Genomic DNA, 24,210 nt, shown 5'->3' on the forward strand with positions numbered 1-24,210 from the left:
GCTCGCGCCGCTGCGTCGTCGCGCGGGGAGTGATCGCGAGGTCTCGTCATGGAACGTCCCGTCCTTCGCAGGTTCACCGCACTCTCCGTCATCGCGGCGCTCACGATCGCGATGATCGTCGCCTCGTCCCCGGCTCCGGCGACCGCCGCGCCGCAGGGAGAAGCCAGCGGATTCCGCTCGACACTGCTGGTCAATTACGGCATCAGCGCCCCGAGCTCGCTCGAGATCGCTCCGGATGGCCGCATCTTCGTGCTGGACCTCTACGGCCAGATCAAGATCTTCTCGAACGGCGCGTGGAAGGCTCAGCCCTTCGGCACCGTGAGCGTCGATGCCACCGGCGACAAGGGGTTGCTGGGAGGCGTGTTCGACCGCCAGTTCCCGGCCAGACCGTACTTCTACGTCTACTACGTCGGGGCGTCGGACAGCCGCGCACGCGTCGGGCGATTCACCGTGAACGGCGACCTCGGCACCGACTTCACGGTGCTGTACACGGCCCCCGCGTCCTCCCCTTTCCAGCACGCGGGCGGCGGCATCGAGATGGGTGCCGATGGCGCCCTCTACTTCGGCATCGGCGACAACGGCACGCCGAGCAACTCCCAGAGCCTCACCAACCCCTTCGGTAAAGTGCATCGCATCGCCGCGAACGGCTCCATCCCGGCCGATAACCCCTTCCTCGGAACGGCCGGAGCGCTGCCGAGCATCTACGCCTCCGGGCTGCGCAATCCGTTCCGCCTCAGTCTCGACCGGACGACGGGCTCCCTCTACGTCGCGGATGTCGGATTCAACACCTGGGAGGAGATCAACAGGGTCGTGGCGGGCGGGAACTACGGGTGGCCCGCCGCCGAGGGCCCGTGCGCGAGCCCCTGCGCCTTCGTCAACCCCGTGCACTGGTACCCCCACGTCGCGGGCACCAACAACACCAACGATTCGTCGATCACCGGCGGTCCGATCTATCGCGGCAGCGCCTACCCCTCCACCTATCGGGGCCGTATGTTCTACTCCGACTACGTGCAGGGCTTCGTCCGCACCGCCGACGTCTCGACCAGCTCGACCGCCTACAGCACCTTCAGCACCGGGAACGGAGCAGTCGTCGACCTCGCGGAGGGACCCGACGGCAAGGTCTACTTCGTCACGATCTCGAGTCCAGCCCTGTATCGGATCGATTACGACGCCGGGGGCGGGAACGCCGCTCCCGTCGCGGTCGCGTCGGCCAACCGGACCAGCGGCGCAGCGCCGCTCACCGTGGACTTCTCCAGCGCGGGCAGCACGGATCCGGAGGGTCTGCCCCTCACCTACCGATGGGACTTCGGCGACGGAACGAGCTCCACGAGCGCCAATCCGACGAAGACCTATTCCGCGAACGGCCAGTACGCCGTCGCGCTCACGGTGAGCGATGGAGCGACGAGCACGCCGGCGACACCCCTCACGATCCGAGTGGGCCTGCAGCCGAGAGTGACCATCACGAGCCCGACGGCCACCAGCACGTTCAGCGGCGGGGACGTCATCGCCTACGCCGCCAGCGCCGTCGACGGAGCGGGGGCGCCCATCGCCGCCGCGGACCTGCGCACCACGATCAGGCTCCATCACTCCGACCACGATCACCCCTTCCTCGGACCGGTCGTCGGGGGATCCGGCGAGGTCACCGTCCCGCGCACCGGCGAGCTGAGCCCCGACATCTGGTATCGGATCACGGTCGAGGCGACCGACGGCGCCGGGCTGGTGGGGAGCGCATCGGTCGACGTCCATCCGAGCACCGCGTCCATCTCCCTCCGCACCGAACCGGCCGGTCTCGCGCTGAGCCTGGACGGGACCTCGTCCCCGACGCCGTCCACGGTGGAGGGCGTCGTCGGGCTGACCCGTCAGCTCACTGCTCCGAGCCCTCAGACCCTCGGAGGGACGCAGTACGTCTTCGACCGCTGGTCGGACGGGGGAGCGCGCGACCACACCATCGCCTTCCCCTCCGCGAACACCACCTACACGGCGCACTTCGTGCCCGCGCCCCCTCCCACGGGCGGTCAGAACCTGCTCCCCAACGCCTCGTTCGAGACGCTGAGCACTGCGGGGCTCCCGGTCGGATGGTCGGGCCCGCGCTGGGGCCAGAACGACGCGACCCTCACGACCTCCACCGAAGCGCGGACGGGCTCGCGGAGCGCGATGCTCGCCATGACCACCCGGAGCAGTGGCGAGATCCGCCTGCACAACGCTCCCGTGGCCGTCGCCCCCGAGACGCCGTACACGGTGCGGTTGTTCTACCGCAGCACGGTCGAGACGAAGATGGTCGCCGACGTCACCCTCGCCGACGGCTCGCATCGCTACCTCTGGCTGGGCGTCAACGCGGCGGCGCCCGGCACCGCGTGGACCGAGCGCAGTGCGACCCTGACCACGCCGGCGGGCGCGGCCAGCATCATGATCAACACATACCTGGCCGTCCCCGGCAGTGTCACCGTCGACGACATGTCGCTGACCACGGCCATGGCACCGCCCCCACCGCCGCCACCGCCGACTCCTCTACCCACCATCACGATGACCGCCTCGCCCGCGACCATCAGCGCGGGCGGATCGGCGACGCTCCAGTGGTCCACCACCGGCAGCCCCACGGCGTGTACCGCCAGCGGCGGATGGAGCGGAGCGCGCGCGACCAGCGGGTCGCAGACGGTGACCCCCGCAGCCACCACCGATTACACCCTGAGCTGCACGAACAGCGCCGGGCCCGCGGCGAGGACGGTCACCGTGACCGTCGCTCCGGCCGGCCCGCCGCCGGCGACCGGCAACATCGTGCCGAACCCGTCGTTCGAGATCGAGCGCGCTGCTGGATCACCGGCGGGGTGGAGCAGCTCCCGATGGGGCACGAACAACGCCGTCTTCGCGCTGGAGGGCACGGGATCCTTCGAGGGGACCCGACACGTGACCAGCCGGATCACGAGCCACTCGAGCGGGGAGGCGAGGTGGGAGTTCGATCCGCAGCCGGTCTCGGCCGCCACCGCGTACGCCGTGTCCCTCGCGTCGAAGGCGAGCGGCCCCACCAAGCTTCTCGCGGTGATCACGCTGGCCGACGGGAGCAAGCGCTATCTCTGGCTGGGCACCCTGCCCGACGGGACCAGCGCGTGGCAGACGACGACGAAGACCGTCACGACCCCGGCAGGCGCGGTCTCCATGACGGTCGGGGCCTATCTGACGGGCATCGGACTCCTCGCGATCGACGCCGTCTCGGTGACCGCGCCGACGGCACCCCCGCCGCCGCCCCCGCCCCCGCCTCCGCCGCCGCCGACAGGCACGGCACCGGTGATCACCGTCGCCGCCCAGCCGGCCTCGGTCGCTGCGGGCTCCTCGGCCGTCCTCACCTGGTCCACGACCGGCGGAACGGGGACCACCTGCACCGCGAGCGGCGGATGGTCGGGCGCGAGGGCGACGAGCGGCACCGAGACCGTCACCCCCGGCGCGACCACGACCTACACGCTGTCATGCACCAACAGCGTCGGCACGGACGTGCGATCGGTGGAGATCGTGGTGACCCCGGTCGCGCCGCCTCCGCCCCCGCCCCCGCCCCCGGCACCCGACAACCTGATCGCGAATCCGAGCATGCTGACCCCCTACTCCGGAGGCGGTACGCCCCAGAACTGGTACACCGGCGGGTGGGGATCGAACACGACGACCTTCGCCTACCCGGCGGCCGGCCGGACGGACGATCGTGGCGTGTCGCTCACGATCACCTCCCATGCCTCCGGCGACGCGAAATGGTTCTTCGAGCCCGTCGCCGTCGTGGCGGGCGTCCGGTACGAGTTCAGCAGCTGGTACCGATCGACCGCGGCGACGTCCCTCGTGGTCGAGTTCACCGCCGGTGACGGGTCGCGCACCTACCAGTGGCTCGGGGCCGTCCCCGGAGCGACGGAATGGACGCAGATCCGAACGGCGATCGAACCGCCCGCCGGCACGGCGCGCATGACCATCCAGCACGTGCTCGCCACGAACGGCACGCTCGAGCTGGACGACTACTCGCTGACGGGCTGATGCTCGTCGCCGCGCCCCGCCGCCGCAGTCGCGCGACGGCGGGGCGCGGCCCATGGGCCAGCACGATCAGCAGCATCCCCCGCGGGTGCGCGGGTCGAAGCCGTCCTGGTGACCGCGCCAGAACTCGCGCTCGCTGAGAACGACGGCGCCGTCGGGAGGCTCCGCCGCGACGTGAGCGGCGTAGCGCGCGTAGGCGTCATCACCCATGAGGCCGCGCCAGAGCCGGGCGGCCTCTCTCACCGCGGCGCCGACGCTCATCCGTGACCGCCCTCGCGACGGGCCGGCTCCGCCGCCGCCCACTCGGCCTCGAGCACGCGCTCGGTGCGCGTCGGCAGCATGCCGCTCGGTCCGTAGATGCGCGACTGGACGGGGGCGTCCTCGGTGTTCGGTCCTCCGCCCCGGCGGACGGAGCGGATGGTCTCGATCACCGAGGTCGTGATGACGACGAGCGCGAGGCTGACGAAGAGGATCGACAGGCTGCCCTGGATCGCCGTGTTGCGCACGACCGCCTCCATCGCCTCGACGGAGGGCGCCGTGCCGAAGCTCGTCTCGCCGGCCGCGAGCGCATCCCGGAACGCGGTGTGCTGCGCCCAGTAGCCGAGCGTCGGCACGGGGGAGAAGATCTTGTACATCGAGGCGACGACGGTGGCCACGGCCGCGAAGCCGAGCGGCACGATGATGATCCACAGCCAGCGGAACAGTCCGCGCCGGGCGGCGATGGCGAGGCAGACGGAGAGCGCGATCGCCGCGAGCAGCTGATTCGCGATGCCGAAGAGCGGGAACAGAGTGTTGATGCCGCCCAGCGGATCCGTCACGCCCATGATCAGGATCGCGCCCCAGGCGCCGACCATGATGATCGTGCAGATCCAGGTTCCCGGTCGCCACCCCGTGTCCGCGAAGCGGGGCACCCACTGGCCGATCGTGTCCTGCAGCATGAAGCGCGCCACGCGGGTTCCCGCATCGACGGCCGTCAGGATGAACAGCGCCTCGAACATGATCGCGAAGTGGTACCAGAAGCTCGTCAGCGCGGCGCCGCCGATGAACGACTGCAGGATCTGCGCGAGCCCCAGCGCGAGGGTGGGCGCTCCGCCCGTGCGGGAGACGATGCTCTCCTCACCCACCGACTGCGCGGTCGCGGCGAGCATCTCGGGGGTGAGGTTCACGCCCATGAGCCCGAGCCCGTTGACGAAGGCGACGGCGCCCTCGATCGTGCCGCCCGTGGCCGCGGCGGAGGAGTTCATGGCGAAGTAGATGCCGCGATCGATCGAGAGGGCGGCGACGAGGGCCATGATCGCGACGAACGATTCCATGAGCATCCCGCCGTAGCCGATGAAGCGCGTCTGGCGCTCCTTCTCGATGAGCTTCGGCGTGGTGCCCGATGCGATGAGCGCGTGGAAGCCGGAGAGCGCCCCGCAGGCGATCGTCACGAAGAGGAACGGGAAGAGCGGCCCGGCGAAGACCGGACCGGCGTCGGAGAAGGCGAACTCGCTGACCGCCGGCACGGTGATCTCGGGGCGCACGACGATGATCGCGATGGCCAGGAGCCCGATCACGCCGATCTTCATGAAGGTCGAGAGGTAGTCGCGCGGGGCGAGCAGCAGCCAGACCGGCAGGACGGCCGCGACGACGCCGTAGATGATGATCGCCCACGCGAGCGTCGGGCGGTCGAGGGTGAAGAGCGCCTGGCCCCACTCCGTCTCGCTGACCCAGCCTCCGGCGACGATCGCGACCATGAGCAGCACGAAACCGATCACCGACACCTCGGTGACCTTGCCGGGTCGCAGGTAGCGCAGGTACAGGCCCATGAAGAGGGCGATCGGGATGGTCAGGCCGACGCTGAAGACGCCCCACGGGCTCTCCCCGAGGGCGTTGACGACGACGAGCGCGAGGATCGCGACGATGATCGTCATGATCGCGAGGGTGGCGAGCACGGCCGCGGCCCCGCCGATCGGACCGAGCTCCTCCCGCGCCATCTTGCCGAGCGAGCGGCCGCCGCGGCGCATCGAGAAGAACAGCACGAGGTAGTCCTGCACGGCGCCCGCGATCACGACGCCGACGATGATCCAGATCGTGCCGGGCAGGAAGCCCATCTGCGCGGCGAGCACCGGTCCGACGAGCGGGCCGGCACCGGCGATGGCCGCGAAGTGGTGCCCGTAGAGCACGCGGCGGTCGGTCGGCAGGTAGTCCTTGCCGTTGGCCTTGTACTCGGCGGGCGTCGCCCGCCGGTCATCGGGCTTCAGCAGGTACCGCTCGATCACCTTCGAGTAGAAGCGGTACGCGATGAGGTAGGTGCAGACGGCGGCGAAGACGAACCAGATCGCGTTGACCGTCTCCCCGCGGACGAGGCCGATCATCGTCCAGGCGAGACCGCCGAGCAGGGAGATCGCGACCCAGACGACCACCTTGAGCGGGGTCCAGCGGCGGTCGCGCTCGAGCGTCGCGTCGTCGATCGCGACGGCGGGACGCCGCGGATCGGGCCGATCGCTGAGCGCCTCGCCCTCGGGCGCGGTGGTGCGGCGGGTGTCGTTCGTCATCGGATGATCCCCTCGGTCGCAACGATGCGGATTCCACCGTAGGGCGGCACCGGGACCCCTCGGATACCGCTGTCCACCGTCACCGCGACGAGCGGTGCCGATCGCGCGACGAGCGGCGCTCAGCTCGCAGCCGAGGGGGGAGGGAGGGGTCAGCCGCGCAGGCCCAGCACCGCGAGCACGCTCGAGAGGTCGCGCTGCGGCAGGCTGATGTCGGCGGCCGCGCGCACGACGGGCTTCGCGTCGAAGGCGATCGACAGCCCGGCGACGGCCATCATGCCGAGATCGTTGGCGCCGTCGCCGACAGCCACCGTGCGATGCATCGGCACGTCGAGCTCCGCGGCCCATTCGCGGAGGGCGTGCGCCTTCGCTCCGGCATCGATCACGGGGCCCGCGGTGCGCCCGGTGAACCGCCCGTCGTCGAGCTCGAGCCGGTTCGCCCGGTGGCGGTCGAGGCGCAGGCGCGCCGCGAGCGGGTCGAGCAGCTCGTGGAATCCGCCGGAGACCACGGCCGCGGCGCCGCCGGCGGCGTGGACGCCCGCGATGAGCTGCTCCGCGCCGGGGGTGAGGCTGATGCGGTCGGCGACGCGGGCGCAGCATCCCTCATCGAGGCCGGCGAGCAGCGCGACGCGCTCGGCGAGGGACGCCGCGAAATCGAGCTCGCCCGCCATCGCGCGCTCGGTGATGCGGGCGACCTCGGCACCCGCCCCCGCCTCATCGGCGAGGAGCTCGATGGCCTCCTGCTCGATCAGCGTGGAGTCGACGTCGAGCACGACGAGGAAGCGGGTCATGCGGGGCTCCTGGAGGGCGCGGTGGACCGCGCGGTCGGGATGGGCGTGCGGGGCAGGGCGTCGCGGCGTCGCGGACCGGTCAGACGACGTGGATGCCCTTGCCCACCACGGTGATGCCGGTCTCGGTGACGGTGAAGCCCCGGGCGCGATCGGCCTCGTGATCGACGCCGACCTGGGCGCCGGGGGCGACGACGACCTCCTTGTCGAGGATGGCCCGCCGCACGACGGCACCGGCGCCGATGGTCGTGCGCTCGAACACCACGGAGTCGACGACCTCGGCGGACTCGATCGTGACGGCCGTGCCGAGCACGCTGCGCTCGATCAGCGAGCCGGAGACGACCGCTCCGAGCGAGACGATCGAGTCGACGACGTTGCCCGTGCGGCCCTGGGCGTCGCGCACGAACTTGGCCGGCGGCATGTTGAGCTGCTGCGTGTAGATCGGCCACTCGGCGTTGTAGAGGTTGAAGACGGGCAGAGCAGAGATCAGATCCTGGTGAGCGTCGAAGAACGACTCGATCGTGCCCACATCGCGCCAGTAGAAGCGGTCGCGCTCGGTCGCCCCGGGCACGAGGTTGTGATTGAGGTCGTAGACGAAGGCCTCGCCGCGGTTCACGAAGTCGGGCACGATGTCGCCGCCCATGTCGTGGTCGGAGTCGTCGTTCTCCCCGTCGCGGATGACCGCGTCCATGAGCACGTCGGCGTCGAAGACGTAGTTGCCCATCGAGGCGAGCACCTCGTGCGGCGCGTCGGCGAGGCCCTGGGCGTCCTTCGGCTTCTCGCGGAAGGCGGCGATGCGCTGCGGGTTGGCCGGGTCGGTCTCGATGACCCCGAACTGATCGGCGAGGGCGATGGGCTGGCGGATGCCCGCGACCGTGACCCCGGCGCCGTTGGCGATGTGCGCGTCGATCATCTGGCGGAAGTCCATGCGGTAGACGTGGTCGGCGCCGACCACGACGACGATGTCGGGCTTCTCGTCGCGGATGAGGTTGAGGCTCTGCAGGATGGCGTCGGCCGAGCCGGAGAACCAGCGCTTGCCGAGGCGCTGCTGGGCGGGGACGGAGGCCACGTAGGCGTTGAGCATGCCGCTCAGGCGCCAGGTCTGCGAGATGTGGCGGTCGAGCGAGTGGCTCTTGTACTGGGTCAGCACGACGACCTGCCGAAGACCCGAGTTGATGAGATTCGACAGCGCGAAGTCGATGAGGCGGTAGCCGCCCCCGAAGGGGACGCCGGGCTTGGCGCGGTCGGCGGTGAGCGGCATGAGGCGCTTGCCCTCTCCACCGGCGAGGACGATTCCGAAGATCTTGGGTGCGGCCATAACCCCACAGTAGGTGAGGCGCCCGCCGCCGTACTAGCGTCAACGTCATGCGCGTCGATGTGATCAGCCGTGAGTACCCGCCCGAGGTCTACGGGGGAGCGGGAGTGCACGTCGCCGAGCTCGTCCGCGCCCTCCGCTCCGAACTGGAGGTGCGCGTGCGCTGCTTCGGCGCGCCGCGCGAGGAGGAGGGGACGCAGGCCTACCTCGTGCCGGGCATCCTGGCCGGCGCGAACCCGGCGCTCGCGACCCTCGGCGTCGACCTCGCGATCGCCGAGGACGTCGCCGGGGCCGACCTCGTCCACTCGCACACCTGGTACGCCAACGCGGCCGGGCAGCTCGCGCAGATGCTGCACGGGATCCCGCACGTCGTCACCGCCCACAGCCTCGAGCCGCTGCGGCCGTGGAAGGCCGAGCAGCTCGGAGGCGGCTACCGCATCTCGAGCTGGATCGAGAAGCAGGCCTTCGAGACGGCCGATGCCGTCATCGCGGTGAGCGACGGGATGCGCCGGGACATCCTGCGCAGCTACCCGAGCCTCGACGAGGCGCGCGTCTCGGTCATCCACAACGGCATCGACCTCGAGGGCTGGCGGCGCACCATCGACCCCGACTTCGTGCGGAGCCTCGGCATCGACCCTGACCGCCCGACGGTCGTCTTCGTCGGCCGCATCACCCGGCAGAAGGGCCTGCCGTACCTGCTGCAGGCGATGCGCCGTCTGCCGCACGACGTGCAACTCGTGCTGTGCGCGGGCGCCCCCGACACCCCCGAGATCCTGCGCGAGGTGCAGGAGGGCGTCGCGGCCCTGCAGAGCGAGCGCACGGGCGTCGTCTGGATCGAGCGCATGCTGCCGCAGCACGAGCTCGCCACGGTGCTCTCGCACGCGACGGTGTTCGTCTGCCCGAGCGTCTACGAGCCGCTCGGCATCGTCAACCTCGAGGCCATGGCCTGCGGCGTCGCCGTCGTCGGAACAGCCACCGGCGGCATCCCCGAGGTCGTCGACGACGGCGTGACCGGCCGCCTCGTGCCGATCGAGCAGATGCAGGACGGCACGGGCACGCCGATCGATCCGGAGCGGTTCGTCGGCGACCTTGCCGACGTGCTGCGCGAGGTCGTCATGGATGCCCCGCGCGCGCACGCGATGGGCGAGGCCGGTCGGCACCGCGCCGAGCAGCACTTCGCCTGGGACGCGATCGCCCAGCGCACCCGCAGCCTGTACAAGAGCCTGCTCGTCTGACCCCGATCGGGCCGGGAGCGGCGATAGGCTGATCGCACCATGGCCAGTGTTCTCGAGTTCGACGACGTCACCTTCACGCGCGATGGCACGGCCATCCTCGATTCGGTCGATTGGCGGGTCGACGCGAGCGATCGCTGGGTCGTCCTCGGCCCCAACGGCGCCGGCAAGACCACGCTCCTGCAGCTCGCTGCCTCGATGCTGCACTCCTCCTCGGGCTCCGTCACGGTGCTCGACGAGCGCGTCGGCTCGAGCGACCTCGCCGAGCTGCGCCCGCGCATCGGCTTCGCCTCCACCGCGATGGCCCGGCGCATCCCGGGCGACGAGCGCGTGCTCGACGTCGTCATGACCGCGGCGCACTCCGTCGCCGGTCGATGGAACGAGACCTACGAGGAGGTCGACGAGCGCCGCGCCCACCGCGTGCTGCGCGAGTGGCGCCTCGACCGCTTCGCCGAGCGCCGCTTCGGCAGCCTCAGCGACGGCGAGCAGAAGCGCGTGCAGATCGCGCGGTCGATCATGACCGACCCGGAGCTGCTGCTGCTCGACGAGCCGGCCGCGAGCCTCGACCTCGGTGCGCGCGAGGAGCTGCTGCAGCTGCTCGGAGCCTACGCCTCGTCGGACGAGTCGCCCGCGATGATCATGGTCACGCACCACGTCGAGGAGATCCCGACCGGCTTCTCGCACGCGCTGCTGCTCGCCGAGGGCTCCGTCTCGGCCTCGGGCCCGATCGACGAGGTCGTGACCGCCGAGCACCTCAGCGCGACCTTCGGCCTCGAGCTCACGGTGCACCGCGACGGCGATCGCTTCTCGGCGCGCGCCGCCTGACCCTCCGCGAGCTCGATCACCGATTCTGATAGTCTTGAGAGTCGGCCTGCGGAGCTCCGCGCTCCCGCCGCCCATCACACGTGCACCGCTGAATCCACCTCGACCGAATCCAAGGAACCGTTCATGAAGACTGACACCCACCCCGAGTACAAGGCGATCGTGTTCCGCGACCTCGCGTCGGGGGAGACCTTCCTCACCCGTTCGACCGTCACGAGCGACAAGACGATCGAGCTCGACGGCGTGGAGTACCCCGTCATCGACGTGGAGATCTCGTCGGCCTCGCACCCGTTCTACACGGGCAAGCAGCGCATCATGGACTCGGCCGGTCGCGTCGAGAAGTTCAACCAGCGCTTCAAGAACTTCGGCGCGTAGTCGCACCCGAGTTCTGCATGACGAAGGCCCCGCTCCGGCGGGGCCTTCGTCGTATCCGGGCGCGCCCGCTGCGGAGGTGACGTGCAGGGGCGCAGCGCCCGGCGTGCGGCGCGGGATGCCCGGCTAGCGCCGGACCGGCCAGCCGCGGTCGGCCGTGAACCGGTGGTCGCGCTCGCGGCGCATGTAGTCCTCGAAGGAGTCGCTCTGCGCATCGTGCCAGGCGATCTGCGCGGCGTGCAGCTCGTCGACCGTGGCCGGCAGCGCGGCGGCGTGCCGCTCGGCCAGCGCCTGGGCGACGCGCCCGGCGGCGATCGCGTCGACGCCGGCGTCGTGCGCGCCGCTCAGCGCGACGCCGTAGTGGGCGGCCGCGGCCTCGAGCGTGCGCTTGCCGCGGCGGTACCGGTCGACGGCCTTGTCGATGACCAGGGGGTCGACGACGGGCGCCGGCCGCCCCAGAGGCGCGAGGCCGTGCCGGAGGGCCTCGGCGCGCAGCAGGCTGAGATCGTAGGGGGCGTTGTAGATCACGAGGGGCAGGGGGCGGGCGAGGAGCTCGCGGAGGGCATCCAGGATCTCGGCGACGACCTGCGCCGCGGGGGCGCCGTGCTCGCGCGCGTGCTCGGTGCTGATGCCGTGGACGGCGGAGGCCCCTGCGGGGATCTCGACGCCCGGATCGGCCAGCCAGGCCCGCGACTCGAGCGGCTCGCCGTCGGGGCCGATGACGCCGACGTGCGCCGTGACGATGCGCGCGGTGCCGACGTCGACGCCCGTGGTCTCGAGGTCGAAGACGGCGAGGGTGCTGAGCAGACCGGACATGCCGGGCAGCCTAGGCGTGACCGCCGACGCCGTAGCCCGGACCGTGGTGCGGGTGCGGCTCGCGATCGCCCACGTGCAGCCAGTAGAAGCTCTGCGTGGCCATCGTCAGCGTGACGTTGCCGTTCTCGTCGACCGAGGGGAAGTCGGCGCCGCCGAAGAGATCCCACAGCGGGGCGCCCTCGTGGCCGTCGAGCGTGATCGTCGCCGCCACCGGGTTGTGCGCGAAGGAGAACACGCAGAGGATGCGCTCGGGGGCGTCGCCCAGGTGCGTGCCGCTGCCGCCGTACTCGCGCACGAAGGCGAGCACCGACTCGTGGTCGGTCTTCAGCACGCGGATGGTGCCGAGGCCGAAGGTGGGGTGCGCCTTGCGCACGTGGATGACGTTGCGCACCCAGTGCAGCAGCGAGCGCGACTGCGCCAGCTGGCTCTCGACGTTGATCTGGTTGTAGTGGTACACCAGCGACTGCACGACGGGCAGGAACAGCTTGCCCGGGTCGGCGTGCGAGAAGCCCGCGTTGCGGTCGGGCGTCCACTGCATGGGCGTGCGCGAGCTGTCGCGGTCGGGCAGCCAGATGTTGTCGCCCATGCCGATCTCGTCGCCGTAGTAGAGGAACGGGCTGCCGGGAAGGCTGAACAGCAGCGCGTGGGCGAGCTCGAGCTCGGCGCGCGAGTTGTCGAGCAGGGGCGCGAGCCGGCGGCGGATGCCGATGTTGGCGCGCATGCGCGGGTCGTAGGCGTACCAGCCGTACATCGCCTGCCGGTACTCCTCGCTCACCATCTCGAGGGTGAGCTCGTCGTGGTTGCGCAGGAACACGCCCCAGGCGGCACCCTCGGGCGCGTCGATCTCCTCGCGCAGCTGGCGCTCGAGCTCGGTCGCCTGCTGCGAGCGGAGCGCGTAGAAGATGCGCGGCATGACGGGGAAATCGAAGGCCATGTGGCACTCCGGCTCCTCCTTCGTGCCGAAGAACTGCACGACCTCGTTGGGCCACTGGTTGGCCTCGGCGATGAGCACGCGGCCGGGGTACTCCTTGTCGACCATGGCGCGCAGCGTCTTGATGAACTCGTGGGTCGCGGGCTCGCCCTCGCCGTTGCCGCCGTCGCTCTCGTAGAGGTACGGGATGGCGTCGAGGCGGAAGCCGTCGACGCCGAGGTCGAGCCAGAAGCGCACGACGTTGAAGATCGCCTCGTGCACGGCCGGGTTCTCGAAGTTGAGGTCGGGCTGGTGCGAGAAGAAGCGGTGCCAGTAGAACTGCCGGCGCTCGGCGTCGAACGCCCAGTTCGACTCCTCCGTGTCGACGAAGATGATGCGGACGTCCTCGTACTTCTCGTCGGTGTCGCTCCAGACGTAGAAGTCGCCGTAGGGGCCGTCGGGGTCGCTGCGCGACTGCTGGAACCACTCGTGCTGGTCGCTCGTGTGGTTGACGACGAGGTCGATGACGACGCGCATGTTGCGCTCGTGCGCCTTCGTGACGAGCTCGCGGAACTCGTCGATCGTGCCGAACTCGGGCAGGATCGCGGTGTAGTCGCTGATGTCGTAGCCGCCGTCGCGCAGCGGGCTCTGGAAGAACGGCGGCAGCCAGAGCGCGTCGATGCCGAGCCACTGCAGGTAGTCGAGCTTGCCGATGAGCCCGCCCAGGTCGCCGGTGCCGTCGCCGTTCGCATCCATGAACGACCGCACCATGACCTCGTAGAACACGCTGCGGCGGTACCACTGGGGGTCGAGAGCGAGACCCGGCAGGGTGATGGGGGCGGTGAAGTTCACGCGACTCCTCGAGAGGGGATGGATCGGTTTCGGGGCGAGTCAACCCTAACCGCGGTGGCGCCGACCCACGCACGTGCCGCGCCCCTAGAATCGGCCGGGTGCCCGTCCCCTCCCCGTACGCCGATGCCCTCTCGCGCATCCCGCGCCGCGAGTCGAGACTCGAGGTGCTCGGCGCCGCGACGGCCGTCGTCGAGTACGGCCCGGTGGATGCCGAGCGCACGCTCGTCGTCGTGCATGGCTTCCGCGGCGATCACCACGGGCTCGAGCCCGTCGTGGCGCAGCTGCCCCACCTGCGCATCATCGCGCCGGATCTGCCGGGGTTCGGCGACTCCGCCCCGCTGCCCGACCGGGCCCACGACATCGAGGGCTACACGGCCTGGCTCGACGCGTTCCTCGTCGCGGCCGGCGTGCGCGGCACCGCCGTGCTGCTCGGACACTCCTTCGGTTCGATCGTCGTCGCGGCGGCGGTCGCCGCGGGCGTGCCGACGCCCCGCATGGTGCTGGTGAACCCGATCGGCCAGCCTGCGCTCGCGGGCCCCAGGGGCATCCTCACCCGCGCCGCCGTCGGGTTCTACCGGGTGGGCGCCGCCCTGCCGGAGCGGCTCGGCTTCGCGGCCCTGCGCAGCCGTCTGGTGACGCGCATCATGAGCGCCTCCATGGCGAAGACGCGGGACGCGGCGCTGCGGCGCTGGATCCACGAGGAGCACGACCGCTACTTCTCGGCCTTCGCGAGCCGGCAGAGCCTGCTCGAGGCGTTCCGGGCATCCGTCTCGCACGACGTCTCGGAGTACGCCGCCCGCATCGCGCAGCCGACCCTGCTCATCGCCGCGGAGCGCGACGACATCACGCCGATCGAGGCGCAGCACCGGCTCGTGACGCTGTTCCCCGATGCGCGGCTCGTCGCCATCCCCGAGGTCGGGCACCTCATCCACTACGAGACGCCCGCGGTCGCCGCCCGGGCGATCGAGGAGTTCCTCGCGTGAGCGGGCCCGCGGGCACGCACCTCGTCATCGACTGCCGGTACACCCGCCTCGGCGCGCACGACGGCATCAGCCGCTTCACCGCGAGCCTCGTCGAGCACCTGCTGCCGCTGCTGCGCGACGACGAGCGGCTCACGATGCTCGTCAGCGACGAGCGCCAGCGCGCGATGCTGCCGGCGGGAGTGCCGGTGCACCGGGTGAGCGGCCCGACGAGCCCGCGCGAGCCCCTCGTGGCGCGGCAGGTCAACCGCATCGCGCCCGACGTCGTCTTCAGCCCCATGCAGACGATGGGCTCCCGCGGGCGGCGCTACCCGCTCGCGCTCACCCTTCACGACCTCATCTACTACGCGCATCCCACGCCGCCCCGCGATCTGCCCGGCCCCGTGCGACTGCTGTGGCGCCTGTACCACCGGGCCTGGTGGCCGCAGCGGATGCTGCTGAACGGCGCCGACGCGATCGTGACCGTGAGCGAGACGACCCGCGCGCTCATCGAGCGGCACCGGCTCACCCGCCGGCCCGTCGTCGTCGTGCCGAACGCCGCCGACCGCCCCGATCCGGCGCCCGAGCGCGCGCGGCCCGAGGGCGGCGTCGAGCTCGTCTACATGGGCTCGTTCATGCCGTACAAGAACGTCGAGACGCTCGCGCGGGCGCTGCACGGGATGCCCCGCGCGCGCCTGCACCTGCTGAGCCGCATCCGCCCCGCCGACCGCGAGCGCCTGCTCGCCCTCGCGCCCGCGGGCGCGATCGTCGCCCACAACGGCGTCAGCGACGAGGAGTACCGCGCGCTCCTCGACGGCGCGACGGCGCTCGTGCACGCCTCGCGCGACGAGGGCTTCGGGATCCCCCTCGTCGAGGCCATGGGCCGCGGCACCCCCGTCATCGTCAGCGACACCCCGATCTTCCGCGAGATCGGCGGGGATGCGGCGCTCTACGCGCCGGCCGACGACCCGAGCGCCTTCGCCGCCGCGCTCACCGCGCTGCTCGCGCCGGGGGAGTGGGAGCGCCGCTCGCGCGCGGGCCTCGCCCAGGCCGCGCGCTTCGACTGGGGCCGCAGCGCAGCCCTGCTGCTGGCGCTGCTGCGCGAGCTCGCGGCGCGCGGGCGCTGAGAGCCGTCGACCGGCGCGCGGGCGCCGGCGGGTCGGCGGCCGCGCGGGCGCTGGAGGCCGGACCGCCGCGCGACCGGCCCGGGGGCTAGCGCTCGCGCCCGGCGAGCGGGTTCTGCTGCTCGAAGTCCTCGGCGAAGGGGAAGATCGACGCCTCGTCGAGCGGGTCGTCGAAGGCCACCAGCGCGAGGTCTCCGTCGGCGTGCTGGAAGGAGTGCACCGAGCCGTTGGTGATCGGCTCGCGGTGCCGGCCCGGAGCGACCGACTCCAGCACGCTGCGGATGACGCCGCCGTGGCAGACGACGATGATCGCCTCGCCGGGATGCTCGGCCGCGACGCGGTGCAGGCCCGCGATGACGCGCTCGGCGACCGCCTCGCGCGGTTCACGGCCGGGAACCTCCGCACCGTCGGGGAAGCGGGCGTCGAGCTCGGCGCCCGTGCAGCCCTCGGCCTCGCCGTAGTTCCGCTCGACGAAGACGGCATCGAGCTCGGGGGCGGGCATCCCGACCCGCTCGGCGATGATCGCCGCGGTCTCGGCGGCGCGCGAGAGCGGCGAGGCGATGATGCGGCTCCACGCGCGCCCGCGCAGCAGCTCGCCCGCGGCGGCGGCCTGCTCGCGGCCGGTGTCGTTGAGGGGGATGTCGGTCGAGCCCTGGATGCGGCGCGCGCGGTTCCAGTCGGTCTCGCCGTGGCGCACGAGGGCGAACGCGGTCATGGTGTCCTTCCGGTGGGGGCCGGGACGATCCTAGGGGCCGCGCCTCAACCGCCCATGCCGGGGAGCGCGCTGGAGATGATCACCGAGCCCGCGTCATTGCAGGCCGTCGTCAGCTCGTAGGCGGCGATCTGGAACGCCTCGTCCTCGCGACCGACGCCGTCGACGGCCGCCCGCGCCGTCGCCCTCAGCGCGTCCGTGACTGCCGAGGTGCCGACCGGCGCGTAGCGCCAGGCATCGACGAGCGCCGCCATGCGGGTGTCGAACGCCGCCTGGTCGATCGCGCCGCTCTGCAGCTCCCACTCGGTGCGGAACGCGATGCCGAGGAGCGCGCTCGCCTGCCCGCACTCCCACTGGGGGTCGCCCTCGACCGGCATCATGAGCGACTCCGTCCGCGTGGGCGTCGGCGTGGGCGTCGCGGCGACCGCGGCCGGGCCCGCGTCATCGTTCACGGCCGCGGGCGCGGCGCAGGCCGCGAGCAGGAGCCCGGCGGCGGCTCCGGCGACGACGGGCGCACCCGCGCGACGGAGGAGGGTGCGGGTGAGGGCGGTGGTCGGCATGATTCCCCTTCGCGGATGCTCATCGGCTCGGGAGAGAGCGGCCCACCGACGGAGGGGAGTGCGACGATTCCTCGCTGATCATCGCGCGAGCATCCCGACCCGTCAAGCGCGCCGCGCCGACGAGAACGGGCACGGATCAGGAGCGCAGGGCGTCGCGGAGGGCGGCGAGCGTCTCGGTCGTGCCGGCCTCGATCTTGACCGCCGCACGGGAGTCGGCCTTGGTCGCGCCGCGGTTGACGATGATCGTCGGGATGCGGCGCTTCTGGGCGAGGCCGACGAGGCGGATGCCGGAGTTGACGACGAGCGAGGAGCCGAGGATGAGCAGCGCGTCGGCACGGGCGACGATGCCCCGGGCCTCCTCGAACTTCACCGGCGGCACGAACTCGCCGAAGAAGACCACGTCGGGCTTGAGGGTGCCCCCGCAGACGCTGCACTCCGGGATCGCGAAGCGGCTGACGTCGTCGACCTCGGCATCGCCGTCGGGGTTGATGGCGTGCGGGCCCTCGGGGTCGAGCCAGGGGTTGAGCGCCTCGATGCGATCGGCGATCGACTCGCGGGCGAAGAACTGGCCGCAGTGCAGGCAGGTGACGCGATCCATCGAGCCGTGCAGGTCGACGACGCGGCGCGAGCCCGCGCGAACGTGCAGCCCGTCGACGTTCTGGGTGATGATGCCTGCGACGTGCCCCTCGGCCTCCAGATCGGCGAGCGTGCGGTGGCCGTCGTTGGGCCGCGCCTCGGAGAACCGGCGCCAGCCGAGGTGGCTGCCCGCCCAGTAGCGGCGGCGGTAGGTGTCGTCGGCGAGGAACTGGCTGTACGTCATGGGCGTGCGCACGGGGGCGCCGGCGCCGCGGTAGTCGGGGATGCCCGAGTCGGTGCTCACGCCCGCTCCGGTGAGCACGGCGATGCGCGCCCCGCGCAGGATGCCCGTCGCCGCCTCGAGCGCCGTGCGAGCGTCGTCGCTCAGCGCCGCGGAGTCGGCCGCGGAGGCGGCCGGTGCAGCGGATGACGACATGAGACTCCTCTCGAGGGGTTCTCCACCAGGATAAGCGCGCGCGGTTTCCGGTATGTTTCCCCGGGCTGTGCGCCCGGAGCGGAAGGCGGAGCAGCGATGCGCATCGAGACGATCACGAGCATCGACGACCCCGGGCTCGCCGACTACGCGCGCCTCACCGACGTCGCGCTGCGCCGGGTGACCGAGCCCGAGGGCGGCCTCTACATCGCCGAGTCGCTCACCGTCATCGGCCGGGCCCTGCGCTCCGGCCACCGCCCGCGCTCGGTGCTCACGACCGAGAAGTGGCTGCCCGAGCTCGAGCGCCTGCTCGCCGACCACGACGTCACCGTCCACGTGGGCGCGGCGGGCGTGCTCGAAGACCTCACGGGGTTCCACCTGCATCGCGGCGCCCTCGCGAGCATGCACCGGCCGCCCGTCGTCGACCCCGCGACGCTGCTGCGGGATGCCCGGCGCGTCGTCATCGTCGAGGACGTCGTCGACCACACCAACGTCGGGGCGATCTTCCGCTCGGTGGCCGGCCTCGGCGCCGACGCCGTGCTCGTGACGCCCCGCTGCGCCGACCCGCTCTACCGCCGCAGCGTGCGCGTGAGCATGGGCACCGTGCTGCAGGTGCCGTGGACCCGCCTGCCCGAGTGGGACGAGGCGGCCCCGATGCTGCACGCCGCGGGCTTCACGATCGCCGCGCTCGCCCTCGCCGACGACGCGGTCGACCTGCGCGACTTCGCGGCGACCGCGCCGGAGAGGGTCGCGATCCTCGTCGGCGCCGAGGGCGACGGGCTCAGCCGTTCGGCCCTCGCGGCCGCCGACGTCGTCGTCACCATCCCCATGCAGCACGGGGTGGACTCGCTCAACGTCGCGGCCGCGAGCGCGGTCGCGCTGTACGCGCTGGGTTAGGCCCGCTCCGGCTCGTCGACCGCGCGGGCGTGCAGCACGAGCGCCTGCTCCGGCGCGAGCAGCGGCACGGGCAGCCCGAGCTCGGCGAGGGCCCGACCGCTCGCCGTGATGCCCCCGGCGGCGAGCCACGCGGGGGGAGCATCCTGCACCGCGCGCGGAGCGCCGCCCAGCTCGATCGGCTCGACCCGGTAGCGGCGCTCGGGGTCGAGGCCGGGGAACCGCATCGGCGGCGGCACGGCGACGGGGGAGGCGCCGAGGGTCACGAGCGCGATGAGGGCCTCGGCGCCGTCGTGCGCGACGACCCCGTGCACGAGGCGGGAGTCGTCGGGCTCATCGGTGCGCACGGTGCGCCCGCCGTGCAGCAGCGGCCGCAGCGCCTTGACCTGCTGCACCCACTGCCGCAGCGCCGCCCGGTCGTCGTCGGAGGCCCGGGTGACGTCCCACTCGATGCCCGCGTGGCCGAAGAGCGCCGTCGCGAGGCGGAAGGAGAGATCGTGCGTGCGGCCGGTGATGTGCGCGCGGGGGGCGCCGACGTGCCCGCCGAGCAGCTCGGGCGGCAGCAGGATGCCGGTGTAGCGCTGGATGCGCTGCCGCTCGAGCGCGTCGTTCGTATCGCTCGTCCAGAAGCGGTGCACGCGGGTCACGATCCCCAGGTCGATGCGGCCGCCGCCCGAGGCGCACGACTCGATGGCCACCTCGGGGAACCGCTCGCGCAGCGCATCGAGCAGGGCGTAGAGCGCGCGAGTGTGCGCCGCGGAGGCGCCCGCCATGTGGTCACGGTTGTGATCCCACTTGAGGAACCGGATGGGGTACTCCTCGAGCAGCGCGCTGAGCGCCGCGAGCAGGTGGGCCGCGGCCTCCGGCTGCGCGAGGTCGAGCGTGTGCTGGAACCGCCAGGTGGGCGGCACCGTCGCGTCGGGCGTCGCGAGCATCCATTCGGGATGCTCCGCCGCCAGCCGCGATTCCGGGCTCACCATCTCGGGCTCGACCCACAGCCCGAGGTCCATGCCGCGCGCGGTCACGCGCTCCGCGAGCGGGTGCAGGCCGTCGGGCCACCGCTCGGAGTCCACCGTCCAGTCGCCCAGCGCGCGCCGGTCGTCGCGGCGGCCGGCGAACCAGCCGTCATCGAGCACGAACCGCTCGACCCCGAGGTCGCCCGCCGCGTCGACGAGCGGAGCGACCGAGTCGAGCGACTGCTCGAAGTACACGGCCTCCCAGGTGTTGAGCACGACGGGCCGCGAGGTCGGCGGGCTGATGCGACGCACGTAGGGGTGCAGCCGGTCGGAGAGGCCGTCGAGCCCCGCAAGCGAGTGAACGAGCACCGTCTCGGGCGCCGTGTACGTCTCGCCGGCGGCGAGCGAGATCTCGCCCGGATCGAGCAGCTCGGCGGCGATGAGGCGGCGGTGGCCGGTCGGCAACGACTCGACGCCCGTCGAGCTGTCGCCGCTCCAGGCGTGGTGCAGGGCCCAGACCTCGCCGCTGCGGAACCCGAAGCCGGGCGTGCCCGCGACCGTGAGGAAGGGGGCGTCGTGGCCCGGGCGGCCGTGCCGCTGCTCGCGCAGGTGCACGCCGTCGCGCACGGCGCCGCGCCAGGGCCGGCGCTCGCCCGCCCAGAGGCCGGAGAAGTCGAGCAGCTCGCTCGCGCGGCGGGGGATGCCTACGGCGGCGGCGAGGCGGTGCAGGTCGATGCGCAGCTCCGGCGGGAGGTCGTGCGGCGCCGTCGCGTCGAGCCCGATCGTCATGACGCCCTCGGGGCTGAGCGCCAGGCGCCAGCGGATCGACAGGAGCGGGCCGTGGTCGTCCTCCGCCTCGAGGTGCGCCGTCACGGCGAGGGGATCGCGGTCGAGACCGGTCAACCGGATGCGCGCGGGCAGACGCGAGGCGGGCATCCCGCTGCGGCGCGCCACGAGCGCGGGAAGACCCGTCCACCCCTCGGCGGCGCCCGCGAGCACGGAGGGGGCGAGGGGGATGTCGGGGGAGCTGGGCGCGATCGCGGGAGAGGCCCCCGCCACGTCGGCGAGCTCGGATTCGCTCACCGTGCCGAGGTCGGCCCCCCAGTGGAGGAGCCGCGGCACGGCCGTGCCGCGGGCGTCGAGCAGAACGCTGACACCCGCGGCACGGAGGTGGTGAAGAGGAATAGCTACTCCTGGACGGGGATCGCCTGGGCCTGGAGCGCCGCGATGGTGGCCTCCTGGCCCGCCAGCAGCGCGTCCATGAGCGTACCGTCGCCCGAGAGCGCGGCCGAGAAGCCGTCGGCCACGTCGTTGTAGGTCTGCGTCATCGTGGGGCCCCAGACGAAGTCGGGGTTCACGTTGGCGCCGGCCTCGGCGAAGACCTCGTAGATGGCCTGACCGCCGAAGTAGTCGAGTCCGCCCTGGAACGCCTCGAGCTCGCCGCCGTCGACCGTGGCGGGGTAGATGTTCGCCGTGGCGTTCATCGACGCGAGCGCCTCGGGGTCGGTGTTGAGCCACAGCGCGAACTGCGCCGCCTCGTAGGTGTTCTCGCCGCCCGAGAAGACCGCGGTGGTCGAGCCGCCCCAGTTGCCGGCCGCGCTCGCGCCGGCCTCCCACTGCGGCATGGGCGCGACGGCCCAGTTGCCCGCCTGGTCGGGCGCGCCGCTGATGACGGTGTTCGCGCCCCAGACGGCCGAGACCCAGCTCCACAGCTCACCGCTGTTGGCGCCGTTGTTCCACTCGTCGGTGAAGGTCGGGTAGGTCGCGACGAGGTCGTCCTCGATCAGGCCCTGCCAGTACTCGGCCACCTCGATCGACTCGGGGCTGTCGAGCGTGACGTCCCAGGCCTCGCCGTCGTTCGCGAACCACTGGCCGCCGTTCTGCCACACCAGTCCGGCGAAGGCGTTGACGTCGCCCTGCGAGAAGTTGGTGATGTAGCCGCCGAGCGCACGGATCTGCTCGGCCGCGGTGCGGTACTCCTCCCACGTGGTCGGCACGGCGATGCCGGCCTCCTCGAACAGGTCGGCGCGGTAGTACAGAGCCTCCGGGCCGATGTCCTGCGGGATGGCGTAGACCGAGTCCTCCTCGCCGAAGGTGACCTGGCTCCAGGTCCAGTCGATGAAGGTCGACTCGGCGTCGGCCACGCCCTCGCAGGCGGCGATGTTGGCCAGGCCGTCCTGCACGCGGAAGTTGGGCAGCGCGTCGAACTCGATCTGACCGAGGTCGGGGGCGTTGCCGGCCTCGAGCTGGTTGAAGAAGTTCTGGTAGGTGCCGCTGTTGCCGTTCGGGCCGGTCTGCACCTCGACCTGGATGTCGGGGTTCTCCTCGTTCCAGATCGCGACGGCCTCCTCGACGCCGGGCAGCCAGGAGGTGAAGGTGAGGGTGACGGGCTCGCCGGCCGGCTCGCAGTCGCCGGATGCCCCGGCGCCGCCATCGGCTCCGGTGGAGCACGCCGACAGCACGAGTGCCGTGAACGCCGCGAGCGCCGTCGCCCGGGCCACGCTGTGCTTCTTCATGGTGGTTCCTTTCGTTTCTCTCGGTGCACCGCCGCATCAGGGGGATGGCGGCGGGGGGATCGTCCTTACTTCAGGCCGCCGTTGGCGAGGCCGGACTGCCAGAACCGCTGGAGGCTGAGGAAGGCGATGATCAGGGGGATGATCGACAGCAGGGCGCCCACGATGACGAGCGCGCGGATGTCGGGGATCTGGCTCACCTGCGAGTTCCAGACGAACAGGCCGAGCGTGACGGGGAACAGCTCCTCGTCGCGCAGCATGATGAGCGGCAGGAAGAAGTTGTTCCAGATCGCGACGAACTGGAACAGGAAGATCGTCACGAGGGCCGGAGCCATGAGGCGCGTGCCGACCGTGAAGAACGTGCGCACCTCGCCCGCGCCGTCGATGCGGGCCGCCTCGATGAGCTCGTCGGGCACGCTCGCCGCGGCGAAGATGCGCGAGAGGTAGACGCCGAAGGGGCTCACGAGGCTCGGTAGGAACACCGACCAGAAGGTGTTCGTCGCCTCGATCTGGCTGAACAGCAGGAACAGCGGCAGGGCGAGGGCCGTGGCCGGCACGAGCACGCCGCCGAGCACGATGTTGAACAGCAGCTCGCGACCGCGGAAGGTGTACTTCGCCATCGCGTAGCCCGCCATCGCCGCGAGCAGCGTCGCGATGAGGGCGCCCGCTCCGGCGTAGAGGGCGCTGTTGCCGAGCCAGCGCAGGAAGACCCCGTCGCGGTAGGCGAAGAGCGCGCCGATGTTGTCGAACAGGGCGAAGTCGGCGAACCACAGCGGTGCGGTGGTCGTGAAGTCCGACCGCGTCTTGGTCGCGGAGACGAAGAGCCACCACAGCGGCACGAGGAAGTAGAGCGAGGCGATGCCCATGACGGCCATGGCCATCGTGCGCGAGACGAGGCTCTCGCGAGGACCGCGCGGAGCGGAGGCGCGGCGCTTCGAGGGCTTGCGTTCGATCGTGGCGGTCATGAGGCGGTCCTCCGCTGGGTCAGCTTGAGCACGGTGAACGACAGGATGAAGGTGGCGATCGCGAGCACGACGCTCATGGCTGCGGCGAGGCTGATGTTGGGCACCGACGCCGTGGAGTAGATGGTGAGGTTCGGCGTGAACGTGCTGGTCACGGCCGAGGTGAAGCTCTGGAACACCTGGGGCTCGGCCAGCAGCTGCAGGGTGCCGATGATCGAGAAAATGCCCGTGAGCACGAGCGCCGGCACGACGAGCGGGATCTTGATCGACCACGCGATGCGCGCCTGGCTCGCGCCGTCGAGTCGGGCGGCCTCGTAGATCTCCTGCGGGATGGCGAGGAGGGCCGAGTAGATGATGAGCATGTTGTAGCCCACGTAGACCCAGGTCACGACGTTGGCGATCGACCACAGCACGCTGGATGCGCTGAGGAAGTCGATGCTGCCCGTCACGGCCGAGAACGGCGAGAGGTTGGGGGAGTACAGGAAGCCCCACATGATGGCGGCGATGACGCTCGGCACGGCGTACGGCGCGAAGAACAGCAGGCGGAAGTACTTGGACCCGCGCACGAGCGGCGAGTCGAGCAGCAGGGCCAGCAGCAGCGCGAGCCCCAGCATGATCGGCACCTGCACGACGCCGAAGAGCAGCACGCGCCCGATCGACTCCCAGTAGGCGGCGTTCTGGAACACCGCGATGTACTGCGAGAGGCCGCCGAAGACCTGGCGGGCGGCCCCGAAGGTGCCGTCGCGCTCGAGCACGAACAGCGACTGGTAGATCGCATACCCGATGGGTACGACGTAGAACACCGTGAAGAGCACGCCGAACGGCACGATGAAGACCGCGATGGCCTTCTTGTGACTCACGGCACGCGCAGCGGT

General features: G+C 71.7%; 20 protein-coding genes. 7 read left to right on the forward strand and 13 right to left on the reverse strand.

From position 1 onward, the window contains the following. Positions 1–48: 48 nt before the first annotated feature. The gene (locus OVN18_RS12085; protein WP_267781008.1) at positions 49–4,008 is read left to right on the forward strand and encodes a PQQ-dependent sugar dehydrogenase; all 3,960 of its coding nucleotides are present in this window, start codon (positions 49–51) and stop codon (positions 4,006–4,008) included. A 66-nt stretch (positions 4,009–4,074) separates the two neighbouring features. Here OVN18_RS12085 and OVN18_RS12090 read toward each other — a convergent pair whose 3' ends face one another. The 4 genes from OVN18_RS12090 to glgC all read right to left on the reverse strand — a co-directional run bounded on the left by OVN18_RS12090 (position 4,075) and on the right by glgC (position 8,645). After that, the gene (locus OVN18_RS12090; protein WP_267781010.1) at positions 4,075–4,266 is read right to left on the reverse strand and encodes a YbdD/YjiX family protein; all 192 of its coding nucleotides are present in this window, start codon (positions 4,264–4,266) and stop codon (positions 4,075–4,077) included. After that, complete coding sequence (locus OVN18_RS12095) at positions 4,263–6,542, reverse strand: carbon starvation CstA family protein (RefSeq protein WP_267781012.1); 2,280 nt, start codon at positions 6,540–6,542, stop codon at positions 4,263–4,265. The genes OVN18_RS12090 and OVN18_RS12095 overlap by 4 nt, the downstream gene beginning before the upstream one ends. 149 nt (positions 6,543–6,691) lie before the next feature. Beyond that, positions 6,692–7,330: a phosphoserine phosphatase SerB gene (gene serB, locus OVN18_RS12100; RefSeq protein WP_267737273.1), complete on the reverse strand. Its 639-nt coding sequence runs from the start codon at positions 7,328–7,330 to the stop codon at positions 6,692–6,694. A 79-nt stretch (positions 7,331–7,409) separates the two neighbouring features. After that, on the reverse strand, positions 7,410–8,645 hold the full coding sequence (glgC, locus tag OVN18_RS12105; protein ID WP_267737274.1) for a glucose-1-phosphate adenylyltransferase: 1,236 nt from the start codon (positions 8,643–8,645) through the stop codon (positions 7,410–7,412). Between the two features lie 47 nt (positions 8,646–8,692). On the opposite strand from glgC, the gene glgA reads away from it, so the two are divergent. From glgA to OVN18_RS12120, 3 genes are all read left to right on the forward strand, one after another. Continuing rightward, positions 8,693–9,877 carry a glycogen synthase gene (gene glgA / locus OVN18_RS12110; RefSeq protein ID WP_267781014.1) on the forward strand — a complete coding sequence of 395 codons (1,185 nt, stop codon included), beginning with the start codon at positions 8,693–8,695 and terminating at the stop codon, positions 9,875–9,877. 39 nt (positions 9,878–9,916) lie between these two features. Beyond that, positions 9,917–10,699: an ABC transporter ATP-binding protein gene (locus OVN18_RS12115; RefSeq protein ID WP_267737276.1), complete on the forward strand. Its 783-nt coding sequence runs from the start codon at positions 9,917–9,919 to the stop codon at positions 10,697–10,699. Between the two features lie 123 nt (positions 10,700–10,822). Beyond that, entirely contained in the window at positions 10,823–11,071 is a 249-nt protein-coding gene (locus OVN18_RS12120; RefSeq protein ID WP_168915801.1) for a type B 50S ribosomal protein L31, read from the forward strand. A 123-nt stretch (positions 11,072–11,194) separates the two neighbouring features. On the opposite strand, the gene OVN18_RS12125 is transcribed toward OVN18_RS12120, so the two are convergent. Further along, positions 11,195–11,884 (reverse strand): 3'-5' exonuclease, encoded by a 690-nt coding sequence (locus OVN18_RS12125; protein WP_267781016.1) that lies wholly within the window; start codon positions 11,882–11,884, stop codon positions 11,195–11,197. 10 nt (positions 11,885–11,894) lie between these two features. Next, on the reverse strand, positions 11,895–13,646 hold the full coding sequence (treS, locus tag OVN18_RS12130; RefSeq protein ID WP_267737278.1) for a maltose alpha-D-glucosyltransferase: 1,752 nt from the start codon (positions 13,644–13,646) through the stop codon (positions 11,895–11,897). 98 nt (positions 13,647–13,744) lie between these two features. Here treS and OVN18_RS12135 point away from each other — a divergent pair, with 98 nt between their 5' ends. After that, positions 13,745–14,629 carry an alpha/beta fold hydrolase gene (locus OVN18_RS12135; protein WP_267781017.1) on the forward strand — a complete coding sequence of 295 codons (885 nt, stop codon included), beginning with the start codon at positions 13,745–13,747 and terminating at the stop codon, positions 14,627–14,629. Next, on the forward strand, positions 14,626–15,732 hold the full coding sequence (locus OVN18_RS12140) for a glycosyltransferase family 4 protein (RefSeq protein WP_267781019.1): 1,107 nt from the start codon (positions 14,626–14,628) through the stop codon (positions 15,730–15,732). The genes OVN18_RS12135 and OVN18_RS12140 overlap by 4 nt, the downstream gene beginning before the upstream one ends. Before the next feature lie 85 nt (positions 15,733–15,817). Here OVN18_RS12140 and OVN18_RS12145 read toward each other — a convergent pair whose 3' ends face one another. The 3 genes from OVN18_RS12145 to OVN18_RS12155 all read right to left on the reverse strand — a co-directional run bounded on the left by OVN18_RS12145 (position 15,818) and on the right by OVN18_RS12155 (position 18,013). Further along, on the reverse strand, positions 15,818–16,444 hold the full coding sequence (locus OVN18_RS12145; RefSeq protein ID WP_267781020.1) for a histidine phosphatase family protein: 627 nt from the start codon (positions 16,442–16,444) through the stop codon (positions 15,818–15,820). A 44-nt stretch (positions 16,445–16,488) separates the two neighbouring features. Next, on the reverse strand, positions 16,489–17,001 hold the full coding sequence (locus OVN18_RS12150; RefSeq protein WP_267781021.1) for a hypothetical protein: 513 nt from the start codon (positions 16,999–17,001) through the stop codon (positions 16,489–16,491). A 136-nt stretch (positions 17,002–17,137) separates the two neighbouring features. Continuing rightward, entirely contained in the window at positions 17,138–18,013 is an 876-nt protein-coding gene (locus OVN18_RS12155) for a Sir2 family NAD-dependent protein deacetylase (RefSeq protein ID WP_267781022.1), read from the reverse strand. A 96-nt stretch (positions 18,014–18,109) separates the two neighbouring features. On the opposite strand from OVN18_RS12155, the gene OVN18_RS12160 reads away from it, so the two are divergent. Further along, entirely contained in the window at positions 18,110–18,907 is a 798-nt protein-coding gene (locus OVN18_RS12160; RefSeq protein WP_267781024.1) for a TrmH family RNA methyltransferase, read from the forward strand. On the opposite strand, the gene OVN18_RS12165 is transcribed toward OVN18_RS12160, so the two are convergent. The 4 genes from OVN18_RS12165 to OVN18_RS12180 form a co-directional block, all read right to left on the reverse strand. Then, positions 18,904–20,943 carry an alpha-galactosidase gene (locus tag OVN18_RS12165; protein WP_267781025.1) on the reverse strand — a complete coding sequence of 680 codons (2,040 nt, stop codon included), beginning with the start codon at positions 20,941–20,943 and terminating at the stop codon, positions 18,904–18,906. The two genes, OVN18_RS12160 and OVN18_RS12165, sit on opposite strands and share 4 nt — an antisense overlap. Positions 20,944–21,047: 104 nt before the next feature. After that, positions 21,048–22,376: an ABC transporter substrate-binding protein gene (locus tag OVN18_RS12170; protein WP_267781026.1), complete on the reverse strand. Its 1,329-nt coding sequence runs from the start codon at positions 22,374–22,376 to the stop codon at positions 21,048–21,050. A gap of 65 nt (positions 22,377–22,441) precedes the next feature. Then, positions 22,442–23,338, reverse strand: coding sequence for a carbohydrate ABC transporter permease (locus OVN18_RS12175; RefSeq protein ID WP_267737288.1), 897 nt, complete (start codon positions 23,336–23,338; stop codon positions 22,442–22,444). Then, entirely contained in the window at positions 23,335–24,195 is an 861-nt protein-coding gene (locus tag OVN18_RS12180; protein WP_324287712.1) for a carbohydrate ABC transporter permease, read from the reverse strand. Before OVN18_RS12180 ends, OVN18_RS12175 begins: the two co-directional genes overlap by 4 nt. Positions 24,196–24,210: the final 15 nt, after the last annotated feature.

Source organism: Microcella daejeonensis (assembly GCF_026625045.1).
Taxonomy (GTDB): domain Bacteria; phylum Actinomycetota; class Actinomycetes; order Actinomycetales; family Microbacteriaceae; genus Microcella; species Microcella daejeonensis.